Raw genomic sequence first — 23227 nt, forward strand, 5'->3', positions numbered from 1 at the left:
AATTTTATTTCACAAATATTGTCGTTAATTCCGGCGTATCTGAGCCGGGCCTATATATCCATCCACTCCGGACTATGCCGCTACCCCTTGGACCCACAACTGGAATATCAACAGTGAACCTCACCCCATATTGGTCAACTTTTCCTGGGATTGGAGTGTTACTCATAACTCCATCTTTAATTTGACTCATGAGCAAGTCTGAATTATTTTTGGTAAAACCAAGCACTGATTCGAAAACGCGCGCTTTATTTCCGCCAACTGGATGACTAGGATCCAACGCATATTCTGTCAGTTTGCGCGGATCGATGACAGCACGACTAGCACCAACAAGCGACTGGGCGCCTTCTACTAGGTCTGGCCCTTTCACCACTTGATTAGGCCGCAAACCATTTATGTATTCAATTACATCATCGGCCTTAAACGCGTCGCCCACGCCTGTGGCTGCCTTTGCAGCGACGCCGCCCTTTACTGCGTACAGCTCTGGAGCAACAAGTGAGAATACGTCAACGCTGACCTTGCCACCAATTGCACCCGCCTTGGCTATGTCATAGATATCCCAAGAGCCGTGCGTGTTCGTGTAGGCCGCAAATGCAAGATCCTCTGCATAGCCGCTGATGCCAGTTTTTATCGCATTTAACGTGCCCTTTGCGTCGTTGAAGTTCTTATCGGCGGTAGCTGCGTAACCATTCCCCCACAGGTAGGCTAGTTGATCAATCGTTTTCCCGACCTGGCCTGCAGGACTCATACCTTTGGCCAGCTCTGCCACACCGGCAACCATTTCCCAGACCCGGCCGGTAGCACCGACCGTACCTGCTCCCATACCCAGCGCCGCGCGCAGCGCAGAATCGGCGGTTGCAACCGATAGCGGGATGCTGCCGTTCCACGCTGCTGAAGCCAGTGCCTGATTACTGCAACCACCTGCCATAGCACACGCAAGTTTGTGGCCAAGGTCCGCAGTCGTCACATGGGTGACGAAGTCCTTGGTTAGCGTTCCGTCCTTATCGGAGTTGAACAGGCTAGCCAACTCAGGCACGTGACCCGCAAGCCAAGTGGTGTATTCCCCCGCGTGATCGAGTTGATCCTGCATTGCTACGGCGGCCAGTTGTTTCTGCTCCGCGCATACGCCACTTGCCGGATCGCTACACGCACCGCGCAGCTGGAGATTGCGTTCTTCCGATAGCGCCTTCAGCTGCTCGGCGCGCTCACACTGGGTGCCAGACTTGGAACAAGCGATCAGGGCGGTGGCATATTCCATGCGCTCTTGGTGCCCAAGGTAATTGTTGGACACCTCATTCAATGCTGCGGCGCCGCCTGCAGTGCCGCCGGCTACAGCGCCTAGCGCGGCTGTTGATAGCCCTGTCAACGTTGCAGCCACCGCTTTATTGATTCCTGCTTTCTCCAGCGCTTCTGCCAGGTACGGTGCTGCCACCGTGCCTGCGGCTGCGCCTAGCGCTCCGTCCGTGCCGCCTGTTAGACCGCCTACAACCGCATGCGACAACACGCGCAACGTGCCGCCATTGCCCCAATCCTTCATCAACTGATCAGCTTCGATCCGCTTGCTGTCATCACCAGTTGCCTCGGCTTCGGCATAGAGCTCCGCTGCTTTATCAACTTTCCCTTGTGCGTAATCGCCAACAAACTTGGTCGCCTGCTGTCCTGCGGTCGCGGTGATCTGCGCTTGCGCGGCAACTTGATCACGTAGTGCCTGACCATCCCATTGCTTGGTCAAGCCACTTGCGTCATCGCCACTGATCACATCGCGTTTCAGACCTGCCAAAGCATCCGCAGCGGTCTTGCCAGTCTTGGCGAGTTGCCCAGCCTCGTCGGTGATGACCAAACTGCCACCACTGATTCCGCTGGTGGTGGTCGATGTCGCGTCGCCACTTTTGGTCCCGATGCCAGCCGCTGTACCGGTGCTTCCAGTCTGGAAGTTCTGCCACGACCAGTTTGCACCGTTGTTGACTGTCGGCTGGACCTGACCGAGTTCTCCTTGCTGCTTCTTGTCGCCTGTTCCCTTGCTATATCCGCCCGACAGACTGAACCCTTTGGCGTCGTAGCTGCTGGTGTTTTCAATATCGCTATAGGTCAGCGTGCCGGTCTGCAGGCGGTTGACGCCGGCATCCACCGCCGCCTGGGTGCTGGCGATTACCGCGCCTTTCAGATCGGTATTGCCGCCGACACGGATGTTGAAACCGCCGTCGCCGGCCTGGATACCGCTCTGTTCGGTCACGCTGGCAAAGTCGCCACTGACCTTGTTACTGCTATAGCTGGCGCTGGCACTGAACCCTGCGCCAAAGGTCACACTCGCGCCAACACTCTTGTCCTTGCTGTCGTATGTGCTGGTGTCCTGCAGGCTCTCGATGCTCAGATTGCCACCGACATCGGCGATCACCTTGTCCGCCGACAGCTGCGCGCCCTTGAGCGTGGTGTCATTGCCACTGATGACCGTGGCCGTGTTGCCCGCAGCCAAATGACTATTGCTGTAGGTCACGTCCTCGCCATTGGCCTTGCCGCGCGATCCAGCTGCACTGATCATCACGCCAAATGCGGCACCATCTGGGCCGTAAGTGATGCCGACACCCAGCGACGCGCTGCTGCTCTTGCTGGTACTTTTTTGCTCGGCGGTGTTCTTGGCTGCTTCGATGAGTACATCGTGATCGGCTGCCAGCAGCAGATCATTGCCCGCCTTGATGTCACTACCACGAATCAACAAGTTGCTCTGGTCGCCGCCACCGGTGGCAATCAGGTTGACGTCACCGCCTGCCTGTAGCTTGGAGACTTGCGCGACACTGGCCGTCTGCGTGCTCTTGCTCTCGCTCTTGCTGCCGCCGATGCTGATGGCAATGCTCAGATTGGCGCCCTGAGCCGCATCTTTTGCGCTGCCGCCTAGCGAACCGCCTGCCTGTGCGAGGGCCTGACCTGCGCCATATGCACTGTAGGCCGCCGATCCGAGCGCAAGTGCTTCCATGCGACTGTCGCCCTTGACCTCCTTGCTGGCCTTGTAGCTGTCGTTTGCCGCCTGCGCCAGGCTGATCGCAGCCGAGCTCAAGGTCAGCGACAAACCGCCTTGGCTAAACTTGCTGCGCTGTTCCGTATCAGTGTCGTTGTAGACCTCGGTGATCGCGATGTCCTTGCCGGTCGCGGTCAGGTCGCCTTGAAGCGCCATGACATCGCTGCCGGTGATCGCCAACTTGTTGCCGGCCACCAGGGTGACGTCACCCTCAAGGCTGCCGACCGTCGTTCCGGTATGCGTGATCTGGTCGATGTCGGCGCCAGTGGTGACCTTTTGCTTACCGAGCGTCACCCCAATACCGCCACTTCCGAACAGACCGGACTTGGTGGTGACTTTGTCATGCTCTTCGCTATGTGTGTTCTGAGCGGTTTCCAAGGTCAGGTTGTTGCCTGCTGCAAGCGTGACCTCGCCAGTGCCGACGATTTGGGTGCCCTTCGACAGCAAGTCGTTACCTGCAACGATCTGAACCGAATCGCCACTCAGTGACGTCCCAACTGCCAGCGTGTCCTGCCACTCATCATGTGTAGTGGTCGTCTTGCTGGAGAACGTGCCCTTCTTCTTCTTGGTCATGTCCTGCACGGCATCGTGCTGCTCGCTGGCGGCGAGCAGGTTGACGTCGTTGCCGGCAGCCAAGCTGATAGCGCCGTTCTTGCTTGCAGCGGTGGCGGCGGTCAGGTTGATGTCGTTGCCGGCCTGCATGGCCAGGTTGCCGCCAGCGTTGAACTCGGTGCCGTAGACGGTTTCGTCTCGGGTCGCGGTGGTCTGCTTGAAGCGCTTGCGTGTTTCCAGGACATCGCTGGTGTCCACCGTGGTCAGCGTGCTGGCGTTGATGTCGTTGCCGGCGCTGATGCCCAGACCCTTGCCGGCGTCCAGCTTGGCAGCGACCAGATTGACGTCGTTGCCGGCGCTGAGAATCAGATTGCCGCCGGCGGTAAGAGTCTGCTGGTCGACGGTCTGCGTGGTGGTTGTCGTCGTAACGCGGGTCTTGCCGTTGCGGCTGTTGTATCTATTGCTCTCGCTCTCGTTGAGGACGGACTCAACGTTGAGGTTGTTGCCTGCTGCGGCGATCAGGTCGCCACCGGCTTTGACCTCGGCTTGGCGAATGGTTAGGTCGTTGCCCGCCGTCAGCTGCAGGCTGTCACCGGTGCTGATGTTGGTGCGGGTGGCGACCTTGCCGTCCAGGCCGGTAGTCGGGGTCAGCGAGAGGTTGTTGCCCGCCTGCAGCGCAGCGCTGCCGCCAGCCTTGATGGTGACGCCGTGCAGTTGCAGGTCGTTGCCTGCCGAGACGACCAGATCCTTGCCGGTGGTGACGGACACCGCATCGCCACCGCGCAGCAGCCCGCTGTCGTCGCGCAGCGCACTGGGCGTGAGGCTGAGGTTGTTGCCGGCGATCAACGCAGCACTGCCATCGGCCTGCACACGGGTGCCGGTCAAGGTCATGTCGTTGCCGGCGACCATCTGCAGCGTATTGCTGGCACTGATGCCGGACAAAATGCCAACGCCGTTGATGGCCTTGGCTGCTTCACTGATCAGGTTGTTGCCTGCCAGCAGCCCGACATCGCGGCCCTGGATCTGGCCCTGGTTGAGTAAGTCGTTGCGCGCTTCCAGCGAGACAGCGCCGGTGCCGCTGATGCGGCCCTGGTTGAGCAAATTGCCGGCGGTGATGCTGACATCGGCACCGGCAATCACGCCCTGGTTGCTCATGGAATTGGTGGCATTGAGCTCGACGTTGCCGCCGGCAATCAAGGCGCCATTGCCGCGCAACTGCAGCGAGTTGGAGGCCAGATACACCACCGGCACCAGCACCTTCTGGCCCTGGTAGTCCTGCTCGACCATCCACACGATGTCCTGCGTGAGTGCGGCAGCCTGTGCGGCGGTCAGGCCGACACCCATGCTCAGCTGCAACTGGCCGGCAGCGGACGCCCCCGATTCCAGCAACGCGCGGTACTGCGCAACGCCATCTCCGTAGTTGCCCAGATAGCGGCGGCCGGTGAGCTGGGTGATCTGATCCAGCACCAGACGCTGTTCGTAGAAGCCATCGCCCAAGCGGGTCTGGGTCCACTCCGGATCCACGCCCAGCTTGTCCAGCAGGAAATCGCTGCTGATGAAGTTGTTGTAGTTGACGAAGCGCGGGTCGGTCTCGATCAGGTAACGACGGCCAGGGCCGTTGCTGCGCCAGGCGTTGATGCCGCCTAAGCCATTGGCGGCGCGCCCCATGGCGGCCAGGTCGGTGCCGTTGCCATTGGACAGCCGATACAGGCCACCGATCGGCAGATCAATCTGGCTCAGCGAGGTCTGCCCGCCGCCCGCCACAGTGGCGACCGGGATGCTGGCCAGATCCACACGTGTCCGCCCTTCACTGCTGCCCGCTGCAACGCCAGGTGTGGCGCCCCCAGCCTGGACGTTGGCCTGGTCAACCGTACTGCGCACCAGCCCACTGTCATTGGACATGACCGGCCCGATGGACATGGCGACGATGCTGCCGGATGTGGCCAACGTGGCGTCTTGCGTATTGGCGCCAACCTGAGCGCCCGCGTTGCCGGCGGTACCGGTTGCCACGCCGATGCTGGCCGCGCCTCCGTTGGCGCGGCCGATGACGGCTTGCGTTGCGACGGCCGATGCGGCCTGGGTGTTACGGCGACTCAAGCCCGTTTGCTGACCGCCGGCTGCAAGCGAGGCGCCGCTGACACTACGCCCATCACTGCCCACTGCGCCGTTACTGATGTTGGCACCATTGATACTGACGCCTTGGCCACCGGTCATGCTGGCGCCGAGGGCGGTGTAGCTATTATCTAATGTGCCACGTCCAACAACGGTCTCTTCTTCTTCCCAGTAGCAGACGATTCTCTGCCCTGGACGCTGCATACAGTCATTGTAAATTGGGGTTGCCCTGTACTCCGTATCCGTATAGTCGACAACTTGCTTTAGCGCTAGAGATTGATTTAAGACATCATCGGTGCCGGAAAGCATCGCATCTGATAAACCACCTACTCCACGCTGATTGACCAGTAATGCTCCACCGGCAGCAATCGACGACACGTTGTTCGTTACGTAACCAGAGAGAGCGACGTTCCTACTAGCAATAATTCGACCTTCAGCACTTGCTGAATTCAGACTTTCGCGCTCACGAACGTTATAAGAGCGGTAGATACCTGGATCATGTCCTGCATAGCGAATACCTGTTCCAGACGCTCCGGGCCTTGGATCTCGCCGAATTACATCCTCTGGCATCGCTCTATTTGCAGCAAAACGTTCTTCGTCGGTTAGAGGGCCGGTTGTTGCATTGATCACCCGCCGCCGATTATTAATCTGACCAGCCGCAATCAAGATGCTCCCGTCCGCCTCGATGCTGCCCGACAAGTTGTTCACCACACCCGTGCGCGACACCAGCGTGCCCCCGGCATCCTGCGCACCACCGATGGCGATATTGCCCAGGCTGAAGATGCGTGCGTCGCGATTGAGCAGCTGGTCGCGCACGATAAGGCTCATGTTGCCGGTGGAGCCGAGCAACGCGGAGCCGTAGGCGGCGTTGTCGGTGGCGCCACCAAGATCCGCGCCATTGACCAGCGTGCCGGTGTTCACAGAGACATTGCCACCGACAATGCTGCCGGTGTTATTGATGCTGTTCGCCACCAGCGACAGTGCGCCATTGCCGGAGATGCTGCCCGCGTTATCGATGACGCCGCCCCCATTGAGGCGGGTGTCATTGGACGCGATGTTGGCACCGGCGCGATTGGCAATGCTGCCGGCAGTAATGTCCAGCCGGCGCGTCGCCTTGAGGGTGGCTTCGTTGACCAGGTTGCCACCCACGCGCAGATTGAAATCGCCATTGCTGGTGAGGTCGGCCCCGGCGCGGTGGGTGTAGTCGCTGCGCAGGGTCATGTCGAGCAGGTTCTGCGCGAGGATGCTGCCGCCACCGTCGAAGCCGACAGTATCGATCACGACATCGCCAGCGCCACCGGTCGTGCTGCCGGCGCCGATCTGCCCGCCCGCATTGCTCAGGTTCTGCACATTGAGGCGGACCGACTGCTCGGCCTTGATCTTGCCGTTGCGGTTATCCAAGGTGGCGCCGCTGCGCTCCAGGCGGAAGTTGGCGCCGGCGTAAACGTTGCCGCCCTGGTTGTTCAACGCACTGGTGTTGGCAATCAAATCGCCACCAGCGACCAGCTGGCCGCTGTTGTTGGCAACGCTGGCCGCATCGATGACCACGCTGCCACGCCCACCGAGATTGCCGCTGGTGTTGGTCAGCGCACCGCCGGTAGTGATGCGGGTCAGCCCGCCTCCGTTGTTGACGATGCTGCCCTGGGTGTTGTCGATCCGGCCCGCCGATGCAGTCAGTGCATTGCCGGCATCCAGTTGGCCACCGCTATTGAGTAGCGCACCGGTCGCCGCAACGATGAGGTCGCGCCCGGCGCTGAGTTTGCCACCCTGATGATTGTCCAGCTGACCGCGCGCAGTGACGTTGAGGTCACGCCCGGCTTGCAGGCTGCCACCGCTGCTGCTGATGTTTTCCGCCGTAATCACTGCATCGTTGCTGGCACCGATCACGCCATTGCCATTATCCAGGCTACGCGTCAGTTCGACGCGCAAGCCTCCGCCTACGCCTGCATTGGCCAGTGCGTGCACGGTACCCCCGGTATTGCTGAGGCTGTCTGCACGCAGGGTCAGTGCACCGCCGTTGGCCTGCAGCAGGCCACTACGATTATCGGCCGCGCCGGTGGTTTGCACAGTCAATCCACGCGCTGCCACCGAGCCGCCAACGTTGTTAAGGCTGGCGGCCGTAACCACTGCATCGCCCGCCGCGGCAATCACGCCGCTCTGGTTATTCAACGCGGCACTTACGCCGACAGATAGCTGACCCTGGCTGACCAGGCGTCCACCGCTGTTACCCAAGGCGCCGCGGCTGGTGACCGACAAACTGCCGGCACCGGCATGTTCAATGCGGCCTTGCGCGTTCTCCACACTGCCGGCACTGATGGTCAGATCCTGGCCATTGCTGGCCAGCGTGCCGCCGGTGTTGTCGAATGCACCGCCGATCACGACGCGGGTCGCTCCGCTGCCGCTTTGCACCAGCTGGCCGCCGGCATTGTTCAAGCTGCCGCCATCGATGCTGATCTGGTTGGCCTGCAGCTTTCCGCCAACCGATCCAAGCAGACCGTTATCGATACGGCCGCCCGCCTGCAGGCTGAGCGTACCGCCCGCAAGTAGATCGCCACCGCGATGATCCAGATCACCGCCTGTGGTCAAGCTGGCGTTGCCAGTGGCGCGCGTGCTGGCACCGGCCAACTGCAACTGGCTTCCCTGTGCGATGAGATTGCCGCCGGCTAGCAACTTGCCGGACGCAGTGAGCTGGCGGTCTGCGATCACGCTGAGCGTGCTGCCGTTGCCCAAGCTGCCATCGCCTGCAATACCGGCGCCTACGGTGCCACCAATGCTGATCTCGCCGGCGCGCAAGGTGAGATTGCCGGAGGCTGTGGTCTGGCCGGCATTTTCGATACGCGCGCCCTGCAAACCGACAGTGGTGCCGCTGACCACGCCTTGCTGGCGCAGGACCGCATCGCTGTTCAAGGTGATCTGCTGGCCGCCAAGCTGGCCAGCAACATTCAGGTCACCCTTCGCATGCAGCTCCACATTGGAGCCGGCACTCACGCTGCCGCTCTGCGCCAACGCGCCATCCGCCTGGGCCGAAAACGCCCCTGCCGCTGCGAGCGTGCCGCCAAGTTGCAGGTTGCCGCGACTGATCAGTGCGACGTCGCCGCGCTCGCTGCCCAGCTGGCCGCTGCTGCTCAGCTGCGCCGCTTCCACGCGCAACGCGTTACCGCCGATCAGATCACCACGGTTATCCACCGCGCCGCCGGCGATCAACCCCAGGCCCTGCAGACCGTAGGCCTGACCGGTCTGGCGCAGGCTGCCGACGTTCATGCTCAGCTGGTTGCCCGCACGCACGGCGCCGGCGTTATCGAACAGGCCGCCGATCGCCAGCGTGGTGCTCCCCTGGGCGAGTAGTACACCGGTCGCGGCATTGCTCGCGCCGTTTGCGGTGACGCCAAGCGCCTGGCCGGCAACGACTTGCGCCGCATTGCTAAGCGCGCCTGTGGCAGACAAGGTGACATTGCGGTCTGCCTGCGCGATGCCGGCCAGCGCAAGGTCGCCGGTGCTGCGCAACGTCAGGTCGGTCGCTGCATCCAGCGCACCGCGGCTATCGATCGCCGCACCGTCCACGGTGATGGCCCCACCGCTCTGCAGCACTGCCGCCTGACCGGTGACCACCTGCGCACCACGCAAGCTGGCATTGCCGGCGGCACTCGCCTGCCCTGTCATGCTCAGCGTGCGCTGCGCCTGCAGGTCGAGTAACGATGCCGATTGCAGCGTACCGGAGATACCCAGGTCGCGGCCGGCCTGCAGCGCAACGGACTGCGCCTTGAGCGAGCCGGCCTGTTGCAGATCGCCCACCGCAGTGGCCTGCAAGGTGGTCGCCGCGGCCACAACGCCCTGCAACTGTAGATCGCTCCGGCTGTGCAGCGTGACGCCAGCTGTCTCACTACCCAGCTGCCCGCTGCTGCGCAAGCCACCGCTGTCCAGCTGCAATGCATTTTTGGCGGTGAGACTGCCGCGGTTGTCCAGCGTACCGGTGATGTTTGCAACCAGCGTATTGCCGGCGAACGCGCTACCGCTCTGATCGAGGCTTGCTGCGGTCATGCGCAGCTCGCCGCCACTCTGCAGGGCGCCGTCGTTCTGCAACGCGCCAGCGCTGACCACGGTAAGTGCTCCACCCGCACCAAGCGCGCCGGCAGCAGTGTTGTCGACACGCCCTGCCTGCACCGACATGTCGCGACCGGCCACCACCTGGCCGCCGTTCTGCACGGTTCCCGCGGCGCTCAGCACCACGTCGCGACCTGCCTGCGCGATGCCGGCAACAGACAGGTCACCGGTGCTGCGCAATGTCAGATCGCTACCGGCATCCAACGTACCGCGGCTATCGATGGCAGCGCCGTCCAGCGTGATCGCACCGACACTCTTGACGACGGCACCAGTCCCGGTGGCCACGCTGCCGCCCTGCAAGGCGATGCTGTTTGCCTGGGCTTGGCCGCTTATGCGCAGTGCGCGCTGCGCCTGCATGTCCAAGGTGGAGGCAGACTGCAAGGTACCGGAAGCGCTGAGGTCGCGCCCGGCATTCAGCGTCACAGACTGCGCAGAGAGCGTGCCCGCCTGTAGCAGGTCCCCGCCGGCCGTGACCTGCAGGGTGGTGGCGGCAGATACCACGCCCTTCAGGTCGACATCGCCCTGGCTGGTCAGCGCCACCGCGCCATTCACCGATCCCAACTGACCATTGCTGCTGACGCGGCTTGCGGTAATGCTCAGACCATTGCCGGACACCAACTGGCCGCTATTGTCGAATGCGCCTTGCGAAGTGATCGACAGCGCATCACCGCTGTACAAACGCCCACGCTGCAGCAGCGCGCCCGTGCTCAGCGCCAGGCTGCGTTCGCCATGCAGGCTGCCGGCGTTGTCGAACACGCCAGCCGTCTCCACGTGCAGATCGCGCAATGCCCCCAATGTTCCGCCAGCTGCATTGCTGGCAGTGGCCGCCTGCAGGCGCAGATCGCGCGCCGCAACAACCTGTGCTGCGTTGTCGAAGGCGCCACCGGCGGTCAGCACCACGTCCTGCCCGGCCTGGGCCACACCGGCCAGCGCCAGTGCGCCAGTGCTGCGAATCTGCAGGTCACTGGCGGCATCGAGCGCCCCCCGGCTGTCGATGGACTGCCCGTCCAGGGTGATGCCGCTGCCGCTCTGCACGACGGCATCGACGCCGGTGGCAATCGTCCCGGCGGTGAGAGAAGTCGCTGCGCTGCTGGATGCCTGACCAGTGATGGTCAAGGCACGTTGCGCGCGCAGATCGAGCGTGGATGTGGACTGCAGGGTGCCGGCGGCAGCGAGATCGCGTCCAGCCTGGAGTGCGATCGACTGGGCCTTGAGCGCGCCGGCCTGTTGCAGGTCGGTTGCTGCAATAGCCTGCAAGGTGGTTGCCGCAGCGACCACGCCCGCCAGTTGCATTTCGCCCAGGCTGTTCAAGCTGACAGCGGCACGCTCACTACCCAACTGGCCGCTGCTGCGCAACGTGCCGGCATCAATGCGTAGCGCATCTTTGGCAATCAGGTTGCCGCTGTTTTCCAGGGCGCCTGCAATCGTTGCGGTCAGTGCAGCGCCTGCAGAGGCGCTGCCCGTCTGTTCGAAGCCGGCAGTGGTGATCTGAAGATCCCGACCGGCCTGCACGCGGCCGGCATTGACCAGCTGCGTAGTACCCTCCACTGCAACATCCCGCTCGGCGGCCAACACACCGGCGCTGGCATTTTCAATGCGCTGCGCCTGTGCGACCAAATCGCCGCCGGCAAACACTTGCGCAGCATTCTCGAGGTTTCCGCCAGCGCTCAGCGTGACATCGCGCCCGCCTTGCGCAACACCGGCAAGCCGCAGATCCGCCTGGCTGCTGGCACGCAGGTCGCCCGCAGCATCGAGCTTGCCGCGGCTGTCGATGGCCGTAGCGTCCAGGCCAATCGCACCGGCGCTCTGGAGCACCGCAGCGTTGGTGGTGGCGAGCGTCTCTGCACGCAGACGCGCATCGCCGCCGACCGCACCCTGCGCAGCAAAGGTCAGCGTACGCTGCGCCTGCAGGTCCAGCGCGTTGGTGGAGTGCAAGCTACCTGCAGTGGTGAGGTCTCGCCCGGCCTGCAGCGTCACCGATCGCCCACGCAAGGCGCCGTCTTGCTGCAGATCTCCGGCAGCCGTTGCCTGGAGTTCGGTTGCCGCAGCTACCACGCCGCCCAAGCGCATATCGCCTTGCGAATTCAATCGCACATCGGCCGACTCGCTGCCAAGCTGCCCATTGCTGCGCAACGTGCCGGCATCGATCTGCACGGCTTGCTTGGCGACCAGGCTGCCGGTGTTGTCGAGCGTTTCGCTGACCGAAGCGGTCAGTGCGTTGCCCGCAGTCGCGCTGCCCTGTTGCACCACGTTCGCTGCAGTGAGCTGCAGGTTGCCGCCGGCAGACAGGCTGCCCGCGTTATCCAGCAGGCCGACGGTACGCAAGGTGGCATCACCCTGCGACGACAACGCCGCACCTTGCGCATTCCGCAGCGCTGCGGCATCCAGGCCCAACGTGCCCACCGCAACGACTGCACCGCCGTTGTCCACCCGGCCACCAGCCTGTAGCGCAGTTGCACCTGCGCTTTGAAGGGTGCCAGCTAGCTGAATGTCGCCCTGGCTGGCAAGACGAAGGTTGCCACCACTCTCCACGGTGCCGTTGCTATCGATGGCCGCACCTGCGAGCAGCAGATTGCCGTCGCTGCGCAGCTGCCCGCGCTGCAGCAGGGACCCGTTGGCCTGCAACGCCAGCTCGCCCGTGGACCGCAGGATGCCGCTGCTGGTCAGCGTTCCAGCAGAGGCCACAGTCAGCGCACCGCTGCTGGTCTGTACCGCGCCCGCCAGCGTGGCGTTGCCGCCACTGCGCAGATCCAACTGGCCTGTACTGAGCGTGCCGGAGACATCGGCGGTGGTCGCGGCATCCAGCGTCATCGCAGCGCCTGCCACGGTATTGCCGCGCAGACTCAGGCTGCCGCGGCTCCGCACCACAGTGTCGCCCGTCTGGCTGCCCACATCGCCGCGGCTGTCCAGCTGCGCCGCATCCACACGCAAGCTCGCGCCAGCGACCAGCGTGCCGCTGTTGTCCACCGCCTGATCCACCGCCACTTGCGCAGCGCGCACAGCAGACAGGCGCCCGGCGTTGTTCAGCGCACCCGCCTGGACCTGAAGGTCGCGGCCTGCATAGGCGCTACCGGCCGTCTCCAACAACCCGACGCTACGCATGGCCAGATCGCCACCCGCCGATACCGCCGCGCCTTGCGCGATACGCACTTTGCCTGCACCCAACGAAAGCGCATTGCCAGCAACCAGCTGGCCCTGCAGCTCCAGGGGGCCGCCGGCCTGCACATCGGCATCCTGCCCCGCCTGGGCCAGCCCCGCCAGGCGCAAGCCGCCTGTGCTGTTCACCCGCAACGCGGTCGCTGCGTCCAACGTTCCCAGTGCATCGATGTCGTTCGCCTGCATGCTAATCGCAGCACCGCTCTGCAGTGTCCCCGACACGCCAAGGCGCAAGGCGCGCAGGGTCGCACCCGCACCTGCATAAGCAACCCCGCCGGTGCGCAACAGCCCATCGGCGCCAAGGTCCAGCACACCTTGCGTATGCAAGCTGCCGTCCGCGTTCAATTGAGAACCGAACAGACGGATCGAGCCCGCGCTGCTACGCCCACTGTGTGTCAGCGTGCCACTGGCCTGCGCATCCAGTGCACCTGCCGCGACCAGATCGCCCCCCAGACGCAGCTCTGCGCCGCGCAGGCTGACCGTGCCCTGTTGCGATCCAAGCACGCCGCTCTGCTCCAGATCGCCAGCCGCACGCGCGCTCAGGCCGTCACGCGCGACCGTGGTGCCACGCAAGCTCACCTGCCCTGCACCATCGATCTGCAGATCGCCACTTTGCGCGGCCAAGGTGCCGCGACTTACCACGCCGACACCGGCCTCTGTGGCGATCAGGCGAATCCGGTCCGCATACATGCCGCCCAGCTGTGCAACGTCGATACCGATCGCCGGTGCGCCACCATCGGTGCCCGGCAACACATCCAGCAGCATGCCGTCGTAGTTGATACGGCCGGTACCGGCCGTGGCCACCAGTTCCTTGGTCCAGATGGAACCGCCCACGCTCAACTGGCGCGACAGCAGGTCCAGACGGTCCACATTGAACGCATCCAGGCCATTGCTACCGATGCTCAACGCACCGCCAGTCACCGTGAAGCCGTTCAACGCGCCATCGCTGCCCAGGTTGGGCGTACCGGTCGTCAAGGTGACACGCGAGGTGTTGAGGAACCCGCAGCCATCGCACGAAATGCCATTGGGGTTGGCGATGACCAATTGCGCCTTGGCGCCGGCAATTTCGGTATAGCCCTGCAGGCGGCTGCTGGCCGAGGTCACTTCGTTGAGGATCAACGAGGCCGCGCCGCTGCGTTGCAGATTGTTGTTACCGGCCACGTAGCCGCCAAGTTCGGTCTTGGAAATCTGCGCGCTGTTATTGAGGATCAATCCATTGGGGCCAACATTGAAGTTGCTGTAGCGGTTGTGCGAGATGCCACGCGCATTCGGCGCGACGATGTCCACCACCGGCACGCCGTTGGCCGCGACCTGCTGGCCGGGCTGTTGACCGCCGGGATTGGGCGTTGGCGCAACCTGCGCCCACGCCGGAAACGATGTCCAGGTCACCGTGCAGCACAGCAGCAGCGCCAGTCCGCGCTTGCACTGTTCGGCCACGTAACCCCGCATGCCCATCGTTTGCTTGTCCATGTGTCTCTCTCGCCCGCCAATGGCGGCATCAATCCAAAAACACGCTGCCGGCCGGCAGCGTGGTCAATGTCAAAACTGGTAGATCAACCGTGCGCCGTACGCAGGCTGGGCACTGCCGAAACCATCCGGGCGATGGATCGCCCAACCGGCAAAGGCATCGATGCTGGCGCCGAACCAGCCGCCACGCAGGCCCACGGCACCGCCGACCAGGCTGCGCCCGCGCAGGCCGCTGGCACTGCTGCCATCAATGCGGCCTGCATCCAAGCCGAGGTAAGGCGTTATGCCGAGTTGCTGCACAGGCAGGCTGAGCGTGTTGCGCCAATAGGCGCCTTTCTCGGCACCCAGCGTGGCTTCGCCGTCGAACCCGCGCACGCTGTAACGGCCGCCAATGGTGACGAATTCCGACCCGAGCAAGAGCTCGCCCGCCGTCTGTGCGCGCAGGCTGCTTTCCCATGCAAATGGCAGCGCACCCAGCTTGAACGGCAGCGCGGTGCTGACGTCCAGCGTGGTGACGCCATAGCGGAACGAGGGGAAACCGATCTGCGGGTCATAGCCGGTCCATTGGCTGTCGAACCACGGCGTGCCACGCCGGTGCGCAAGCCGCACGTCGAGTTGCAGCGCCCCCAGATAGCGCCGATGGGTGAAATAGAATTCCGCACTGCTGGTATCGCGACGCTGGATGCCGATTTCCACGCCATCCAGATAACTGCGTGCGCGCCGGCGCCCCACCGTGACGCCGGCAGAGGTCTTGCTGGTGCCGTTGCGATGCAGGACACGCTGGAGATCCAGCTGTGCGTTGCTGGATTCGCCGCTGGACTGGAAAGTCTGCAGAAACCCATCCACCCGCTGGTGATAACGATACGAGGACGCAGACAGCGCCAGCGTCCACCATCCCCACGGCAGGTTGTAACTCAGGCTGTTGCCGCGCGTGCCGCGCTCTTCGTCGCGGGTGGCCAGATCGTGGCTGTAGCCGACGCTGAGCACATCGTTGAGGCCAAATGGATTGTCGAAAGACACGTCCAGACCGCCCTGCATCCGCCCCGTCGCCTCAACCCCCGAATCGTCGGCGTTGAGTACGCCGCGCCAGCGACGGCCGTGCTGCAGGGTGATGACCAGATCCGATTCGCCTGGCGCATCACCGGGTGCGATATCGATCTTGGCGTCCTGCGATGGCAGCCGTTTGAACTGCTCCACGGCCTGTTCGATCGCGCGCAGATCCAGCAAGTCGCCACGGCGCAGTGGCAACGCATTCTTCCAATAGGCGCTGCCCTGATCGGACACGATGCGCACGTCGCGCAAGCGGCCAGGCATCAATTCAAAGCGGAGTTCGCCGCGTGAGAGATCCTGCTCGGGCACGCCGATGCGCGTGGTTACCAGGCCCCGTGCAACCAGCTGGTCCAACGCGCGGCGGCGAATGACATCGATCCCTGCGCGCCCGATGCAACGGCCTTCATACCGGCGCAGGGATTTCCAAAGCCACGCAAAACGCGCCCCATCCGCCCCAGCACCGGACACACGTACACGGGTGATCGCAAAGCACAGCTCCTCCTTGGGCAGCAAAGTGCTGCGCGCATCAACCCGCTCGGCATCCTCGCGCGGGCCGGCGAACGGCGCCTGGCGCTCCTGCTCCTGCCGGCGCTGGATCTCTTCGGCCTGACGCAACTGCTCCTGCCGGTCCAGCGTGGTGGGTGCTGCCTGTTGTGCAGCCACCTGCCCGGCAACCGCCCATAGGCAAGCCGCCAGCGCAAAAGGCGCCGATCGCTTCCACATCGTGTCTTGCCCCTGTTGACAGCGTTACCGCGCTGCTGCGCGACCCCGCTGGCATCGGCGTACCTGGCCGCCAAAATGGCGATCCAACCCGTCAGCACGCAAATCCGGCGCAACTTTGCTGGAACGTGAACAGGGGGTCAACGCTGCGTGTAGGGAGCTCCCTGTAAGAAAAGTCCCACCCTTTTCGATTTGTGACGCAAATCTCATAAATAAATCTGAGTTGCGACGCAAAGAACGTGGATAACTGGGTGGCAAGTTGAGACTTGGCGCCTAACGTCCTCCAAATTCCCTTAATTACCTTTATCTAAGGGATGTTCACAAGGGCATAGAAGCCAGGTCGACGTTATCAGCAGGCAGTTTGGAATCAAGGAAAAGAAAAGTTGCCAGGCACGTTGCCGCTGCTTGAACAGAAGCCAGCGGCTGGTTAGCTGCTAGTGCCTGAGGGACGTCTCGGGCGTGTTCACCTAACAGGCGCATCTAAATAGAACTCGCCGGCCTATGCCCCATTGTTGCGAGGGCTTAAGCGATGAAGAAGTCAGGTGCTAGCGAGGGGCAGCTTGTCCAAGGGCATGTCAGGCGATGACAACCCACTGAACCTGACCATGGAAATCAGATAAAGATCAGGTTGCGAGATACATAGCGGATTCCACTTACCGCGAGCGCACTGATGAAAATTGGGACGAGCTTGAACCCATTTTTCGACTCAACGAGCTTTTCAGAATGGCCTCGGCAAGCACGCAGCACCGGGTAAGGGCAACGTGATCCCACGAGCGCCCGGATACGGGCGAATTAGTCGCTGGTGCGGAGCACTGGATGACGAACTGACCGACAGTGAAGACGCAATTGCGGCTTTGTGCCCCAAGCCAGTCAGAGCGTCAAAACCCCTGATTCCTGGTGACCCCGGCCCGATTCGAACGGGCGACCTTCCCCTTAGGAGGGGGACGCTCTATCCAGCTGAGCTACGGGGCCAAGGGCGGCATTGTCGCATGTTCGTCCGGCTTGCCAAGCCGGCGGGCGGTGCGGGGAGCCTGCTAAAATCGGCGGCTACTTGCGTTGCGTCTTGCCTGGTGCGGGGCGCGGCCGTCCCGACTTTCTTGGAGATTCCATGTCCGCTGACCTGCTCAAGGCGCTCGACCTCGCCCCGTCCAATGCCGGCACCTATCTTGGCGAGGGAACCTGGTCGCAGGCCACCGGTGCCGGGGTGCTGCAGCCGCTCAATCCGACCACCAATGCGGTGATCGCCGATGTGCAGGCCACCACGCCGGAGGACTACGAGCTGATCGTGGCGCGCGCGCAGGCCGCCTTCAAGGTATGGCGCACCACCCCGGCGCCGCGTCGTGGCGAGGCCGTGCGCTTGTGCGGCGAGGCACTGCGTGCGCACAAGGACGCGCTCGGTTCGCTGGTGGCGCTGGAAATGGGCAAGAGCAAGCCCGAAGGCGATGGCGAGGTGCAGGAGATGATCGACATCGCCGACTTCGCCGTGGGCCAGAGCCGCATGCTGTACGGCTACACCATGCATTCGGAGCGCCCGGGCCACCGCATGTACGAGCAGTACCAGCCGCTGGGCCTGGTCGGCATCATCAGTGCGTTCAACTTCCCGGTGGCCGTGTGGGCGTGGAATGGGTTCCTGGCGGCCATTTGCGGCGATATCTGCATCTGGAAACCGTCCAACAAGACCCCGCTGACCGCGATCGCAACGATGAAGATCTGTAATGCCGCGCTCAAGGAAGCCGGCTTCCCGGACATCTTCTTCCTGATCAACGATGCCAGCACCTCCTTGTCGGAGAAGCTGGTCGAAGACACCCGCATCCCGCTGATCAGCTTCACCGGCTCGACCCAGATTGGCCGCATGGTCGCCGAGAAGGTCGCCCGCCGCCTGGGCCGCTGCCTGCTGGAGCTGGGCGGCAACAATGCCATCATCCTGGACGAAACCGCCGACCTGAAGCTGGCGGTGCCAGGCATCGTGTTCGGCGCGGTGGGCACCGCCGGGCAGCGCTGCACCACCACGCGCCGGCTGATCGTGCACGAGTCGATCTACGACAACGTGCTGGCCACGCTGGTCAAGGCGTACAAGCAGCTCGACAGCAAGATCGGCGACCCCACCGACCCGGCCAACCTGATGGGCCCGCTCAACAGCCGCGGTGCGGTGGAACAGTTCCTGGAGTCCATCGCCAAGGCCAAGGCCGCCGGCGGCACGGTCGAAGTGGGCGGCACCGCCATCGATCGCCCCGGCAACTTCGTGCTGCCGGCGATCGTGACCGGGCTGAAGAACAGCGACGCGGTGGTGCAGCACGAGACCTTCGCGCCGATCCTGTACGTGATGAAGTACAGCACGCTGGATGAGGCGATCGATCTGCAGAACGGCGTGCCGCAAGGCCTGTCGTCGTCGATCTTCACCCAGAACCTGAAGGCGGCTGAGAAGTTCCTGTCGGCGGCCGGCAGCGACTGCGGCATTGCCAACGTCAATATCGGCACTTCGGGTGCGGAGATCGGCGGTGCGTTCGGTGGCGAGAAGGAAACCGGCGGCGGTCGCGAATCCGGCTCGGATGCGTGGAAGGTCTATATGCGTCGCCAGACCAACACCATCAACTACTCCGATTCGCTGCCGCTGGCGCAAGGCATCAAGTTCGACCTCTGATCACTCTGTGATCGCAGCGCCCCGGGCTCCGGGGCGCTGTCCGGTGCTGGCACCTGGCGCTCGCTGCGCCTGTTGGTACCACTGCCTGCAGCGACGCACGCGCTGCTTTCTGCGCGCTGCCCCGCCGGGGCCAACGCGAGCACATGCAACGCCAGCGCTTGCCCAACCAGTGCGCAAAAGACCGCCTCACGCCTCGGCCCCGACCCGATGCACCGCTGCAGGCCATACTGCACAACCGCCATTCCGCCGCAGACCGCACGCCATTTGCGTGCCCGCTCTGGGATAATTGTGCGGCGCCCTGCCCTCCGGCCGTGGCCACCCAAGGAGTTGTGATGAATCATGTCGTCCGACAGACCAGCACGCTGGCCATCGTCAGCCTGGTCTCAGGCATTCTCGGCTGGACCCTGCTGCCGTTCCTGGGCAGCGTCTGCGCCATCATCACCGGCCACCTGGCGCGCGGCGAGATCCGGCGAAATCCGCAAGGCCTGGAAGGCGATGGGCTGGCCGTTGGCGGCCTGCTCCTGGGCTGGATCTCGGTGGCGATGTGGATTGCGGGCGTGGCGATCTTCGTCCTGTTCTTCGGCGGCCTGGCCTGGTTTGCGGCGGCAAACGCGTGAGCATGGCCGCGCCCTCCTCCGCGCAACGGTTCAACGACCGGGTGGCCGCGTACGTGCGCTACCGGCCCAGCTACCCACCGCAGGTCTTGCGCTGGCTGCATGAGCAGCTCGGCGTGACGCCCGCCAACCACGTGGCCGACATCGGTGCCGGCACCGGGATTTCCAGTCGGTTGTTCCTGGAGGCCGGCTACCCGGTCACGGCGGTGGAACCCAATCCGGCCATGCGCGAAGCAGCGCAGCAGTGGCTGGCCAGCTATGCCAAATTCCGGGCGGTCGACGGCACTGCCGAGGCCACCGGGCTGGCCGATGCCAGCGTGGATGTGGTTTCTGCGGCGCAGGCCTTCCATTGGTTCGACATGCTCGCGGTGCGTGCCGAATGGGCGCGCATCCTCAAACCCGGCGGCCTGGCGGTGGTGTACTGGAACAGCCGCGAGCTGGACAGCACGGCGTTCCTGCGCGGCTATGAGCAGCTGTTGCTGGACTACGGCACCGACTACACCGCCGTGGCCGAGCGTTACCAGGACGATGCCACCATGCAGGCGTGGTTCGGCGAGGGTTTCGTTGCGATGGCCAAGTTTCCCAACGTGCAGCAGCTGGACTTCGAGGCCTTGCGCGGCCGCCTGCTATCGTCGTCGTACGCGCCCTTGGCGCACGATCCGCGGCATGCACCGATGCTTGCCGCGCTGCGCACCCTGTTCGATGCACATGCCCAGGATGGGCACATCGATTTCCATTACCAGACCCGCGTGTTTGCCGGGAGATTGAACTGACCCGCATGTATTCGCTCGCCCGCCCCTTCCTGTTCGCCGTCGACGCCGAGCGCGCCCACGCGCTGGCCCTGCGCGCCATCGACACCGCCTACCGCACCGGCACCACGGCGCTGGTGGCCACCCGGCCGGTGCCCCTGCCCACGCCTGCCTTCGGGCTGATGTTCCCCAACCCGGTGGGACTGGGCGCCGGGCTGGACAAGAACGGCGAGCATATCGATGCGCTGCTGGCACTGGGCTTCGGGTTTGTCGAGATCGGCACGGTGACGCCGAAGCCGCAGGAGGGTAACCCCAAGCCGCGCATGTTCCGGTTGCCCGAATACCAGGCGGTGATCAACCGCATGGGCTTCAACAACCTGGGTGTGGATGTGCTGGTGAACAACGTGCAGCGTGCGCGCCGGCGCGGTGGCCTGCTCGGCATCAACATCGGCAAGAACAAGGACACGCCCAACGAGGAAGCGACCAGCGATTACCGCTATTGCATGGAGCGCGTGTATCCGCTGGCCGACTACATCACCGTCAACATTTCCTCGCCCAATACCGCCGGTTTGCGCGAGCTGCAGGAAGAACAGGCGCTGCGCCGGCTGATCGCCGATCTGCGCGAAACCCAGGAAGCCCTGGCCGCCCAACACGGCAAGCGCGTGCCGATGCTGGTGAAGGTGGCACCGGACCTCAACGACCGCGACATCGATGCGGCCGCACGCGTGTTGGCTGACCTGGCGGTGGATGGCGTGATCGCCACCAACACCACGGTGACGCGCACCCTGGTGGCCACCCATCCGATGGCCGAGCAGGCCGGCGGCCTGTCGGGCGCACCGCTGCTGGGGCAATCCACCCTGGTGCTGCGTCGCCTGCGTGCACGCCTGCCCGAGTCTATTCCGTTGATCGGCGTGGGCGGCATCACGTCCGGCGCCGATGCGGTGGCCAAGATGGCCGCCGGTGCCAGCCTGGTGCAGTGCTACAGCGGCCTGGTCTACCGCGGGCCGCGCTTGATCGGCGAGTGCGTGGATGCAATCCGGCGCCGCCGTGAGTCGCCCAGTGGCGGCGCGGTGGGGCCGCTATGAGCGCGGCATCGCCGCTGCGCTGGCAACTCACCGAACACGCCCCGCTCCGCGCACTCAATACCTTTCATGTGGATGCCACGGCGCGCTGGCTGTTGAACATCCATGCGCCCGAGGCGCTGCCAGACGCACTGGCTGCGCCGCAGATCGCCGGGCAACCACTGCTGGTGCTGGGCAGCGGCAGCAATGTGTTGCTGGCCGGCGACCCGCCCGGCTGTGTGCTGTGTTTCGACAACCGCGAGATCACCATCATCGCCCACCATGCCGACCACGCCATCGTGCGCGCCGGCGCCGGGGTCAATTGGCACGGGCTGGTGATGTATTCGCTGCAGCAGGGGCTTTCCGGCCTGGAAAACCTGGCGCTGATTCCCGGCACCGTGGGTGCCTGCCCGATCCAGAACATCGGCGCCTACGGCGCGCAGGTCAGCGACTTCATCCATGTGGTGGAAGCCTACGACCGCGGCAGCCAGCAGTTCGTGCGGATGACGCCGGCCGAGTGCGCCTTCGGCTACCGCGACAGCGTGTTCAAACAGCAGCCGGACCGGTATTTGATCGTGGCGGTGGAATTCAATCTGCCACTGCTGCACGAATTACGGCTGGACTATGCCGGCATCCGCGAAGAACTCGCGCACATGGGCGCCGAACTCGCGGGCGCGGCCGATGTGGCGCAGGCGGTGATCAACATCCGCCAGCGCAAGCTGCCTGACCCAGAGGTGTTGGGTAACGCCGGCAGCTTCTTCAAGAACCCGCTGCTGCCGAGCGAGCAGATTGCCGCTTTGCAGGCGAGCTTTGCCGACATGCCGGTGTTCCCCGGCGAGCAGCCCGGCCAGGGGAAACTCTCGGCGGCGTGGCTGATCGAACAATGCGGCTGGAAAGGCAGGCGCGAGGGCGACGCCGGCATTTCCCAAGCGCATGCCTTGGTGCTGGTCAATCACGGTAATGCCACCGGCGCGCAGCTGCTGGCGTTCGCACGCCAGGTGGCCGAATCGGTGCGGGAGCGGTATTCGGTGATCCTGGAACCGGAGCCGCGCGTGATCGGAGCGCATTGGTGACAGCGCAGCCCGCGTCGGCGCGCGCTGCGCTGTGGATGTTAGTCAGCACATTTGCGTTCGGCCTGATGGCCATCACCATCCGGCTGGCGTCCAAGGACATCGCCACGACCGAGATTGCGTTTTTCCGTAACGCATTCGGCTTGTTGGCGCTGCTGCCGTTGATCGTGCGCCCTGGCAAACCGCTGCCGCGCACGCGCCAGTTGCCGCAATACCTGGCGCGCACGCTGATTGGCCTGGCCTCGATGCTGTGCGGCTTCTGGGCGATCGGGCATCTGCCGCTGTCGCAGGCTATTTCGTTGTCGTACTCCACGCCGTTGTTTGTCACCGTGCTGGCGGTGATCTGGCTGCACGAACAGGTGCGCCTGCGCCGCTGGCTGGCGGTGGCGGCGGGGTTTGTGGGCGTGCTGGTGATCCTGCGGCCGGGCTCGTCCACGTTTACGCCCGGGCTGCTGATTGCACTGTTGGCCGCGGTGATCAGCGCGGTGGTCGCCATCCAGATCAAGCAGCTCTCGCGTAGCGATGATTCGGACACGGTGGTGTTCTACACCTACGTGTTCTGGGTGCCGATGTCATTGATCCCCGCGTTGTTCCAATGGACCTGGCCACACGGGATCGACTGGCTGTGGCTGGTCGCCACCGGCATCTTCGGCACCGCCGGGCAACTGTTCTGGACGCGTGCGCTCAAGCTGGGCGAAGTCTCTGCGTTGCAGCCGATCAGCTTCATGCAATTGCCACTGGTGGCCTTGCTGGGCTGGTGGCTGTTCGGCGAAGCGATCGCGCGCCACACGGTGATCGGCGCGGCGATCATCATCTCTGCCAACGTGTACATCGCGCATCGCGAAACCGTGCTGGCGCGCCGCGCGGCGACGCATGCGCCGGTGGAAGGCGCCAAACCGGGCGAGTGAGCGGGTCCACGCAGCA

Annotated in this window: 8 protein-coding genes and 1 tRNA gene; 6 read left to right on the forward strand and 3 right to left on the reverse strand. The window is 64.0% G+C overall.

Going from position 1 to position 23227, the window contains the following annotated elements; genetic code table 11:
* Nucleotides 1-4: 4 nt before the first annotated feature.
* From QRM60_RS00440 to QRM60_RS00460, 3 genes are all read right to left on the reverse strand, one after another.
* On the reverse strand, nucleotides 5-14401 hold the full coding sequence (locus tag QRM60_RS00440) for a hemagglutinin repeat-containing protein (RefSeq protein WP_343237641.1): 14397 nt from the start codon (nucleotides 14399-14401) through the stop codon (nucleotides 5-7).
* A gap of 69 nt (nucleotides 14402-14470) precedes the next feature.
* On the reverse strand, nucleotides 14471-16171 hold the full coding sequence (locus tag QRM60_RS00455) for a ShlB/FhaC/HecB family hemolysin secretion/activation protein (protein WP_285445363.1): 1701 nt from the start codon (nucleotides 16169-16171) through the stop codon (nucleotides 14471-14473).
* 892 nt (nucleotides 16172-17063) lie between these two features.
* Nucleotides 17064-17140 (reverse strand) — tRNA-Arg (locus tag QRM60_RS00460).
* A 136-nt stretch (nucleotides 17141-17276) separates the two neighbouring features.
* On the opposite strand from QRM60_RS00460, the gene QRM60_RS00465 reads away from it, so the two are divergent.
* From QRM60_RS00465 to QRM60_RS00490, 6 genes are all read left to right on the forward strand, one after another.
* On the forward strand, nucleotides 17277-18809 hold the full coding sequence (locus QRM60_RS00465; protein WP_285445364.1) for an aldehyde dehydrogenase family protein: 1533 nt from the start codon (nucleotides 17277-17279) through the stop codon (nucleotides 18807-18809).
* Nucleotides 18810-19141: 332 nt separating this feature from the next.
* Nucleotides 19142-19426 (forward strand): DUF4190 domain-containing protein, encoded by a 285-nt coding sequence (locus QRM60_RS00470; protein ID WP_011036963.1) that lies wholly within the window; start codon nucleotides 19142-19144, stop codon nucleotides 19424-19426.
* A 2-nt stretch (nucleotides 19427-19428) separates the two neighbouring features.
* Nucleotides 19429-20196 (forward strand): class I SAM-dependent methyltransferase, encoded by a 768-nt coding sequence (locus QRM60_RS00475; protein WP_043921735.1) that lies wholly within the window; start codon nucleotides 19429-19431, stop codon nucleotides 20194-20196.
* Between the two features lie 5 nt (nucleotides 20197-20201).
* Nucleotides 20202-21257 carry a quinone-dependent dihydroorotate dehydrogenase gene (locus QRM60_RS00480; RefSeq protein WP_285445365.1) on the forward strand — a complete coding sequence of 352 codons (1056 nt, stop codon included), beginning with the start codon at nucleotides 20202-20204 and terminating at the stop codon, nucleotides 21255-21257.
* On the forward strand, nucleotides 21254-22306 hold the full coding sequence (gene murB, locus QRM60_RS00485) for a UDP-N-acetylmuramate dehydrogenase (protein ID WP_285445366.1): 1053 nt from the start codon (nucleotides 21254-21256) through the stop codon (nucleotides 22304-22306). The genes QRM60_RS00480 and murB overlap by 4 nt, the downstream gene beginning before the upstream one ends.
* A complete protein-coding gene (locus tag QRM60_RS00490; protein WP_042598948.1) occupies nucleotides 22300-23211 on the forward strand; it encodes a DMT family transporter in 912 nt (303 codons plus the stop codon). Before murB ends, QRM60_RS00490 begins: the two co-directional genes overlap by 7 nt.
* Nucleotides 23212-23227: the final 16 nt, after the last annotated feature.

Source organism: Xanthomonas sp. fls2-241-TYG-148 (assembly GCF_030208815.1).
GTDB classification, from domain to species: Bacteria; Pseudomonadota; Gammaproteobacteria; order Xanthomonadales; family Xanthomonadaceae; genus Xanthomonas; species Xanthomonas campestris.

Coding starts and splice junctions, on each gene's coding strand:
- QRM60_RS00440 (WP_343237641.1), bottom strand. CDS start 14,401: ATGGACAAGCAAACGATGGGCATGCGGGGTTACGTGGCCGAACAGTGC.
- QRM60_RS00455 (WP_285445363.1), bottom strand. CDS start 16,171: ATGTGGAAGCGATCGGCGCCTTTTGCGCTGGCGGCTTGCCTATGGGCG.
- QRM60_RS00465 (WP_285445364.1), top strand. CDS start 17,277: ATGTCCGCTGACCTGCTCAAGGCGCTCGACCTCGCCCCGTCCAATGCC.
- QRM60_RS00470 (WP_011036963.1), top strand. CDS start 19,142: ATGAATCATGTCGTCCGACAGACCAGCACGCTGGCCATCGTCAGCCTG.
- QRM60_RS00475 (WP_043921735.1), top strand. CDS start 19,429: ATGGCCGCGCCCTCCTCCGCGCAACGGTTCAACGACCGGGTGGCCGCG.
- QRM60_RS00480 (WP_285445365.1), top strand. CDS start 20,202: ATGTATTCGCTCGCCCGCCCCTTCCTGTTCGCCGTCGACGCCGAGCGC.
- murB (WP_285445366.1), top strand. CDS start 21,254: ATGAGCGCGGCATCGCCGCTGCGCTGGCAACTCACCGAACACGCCCCG.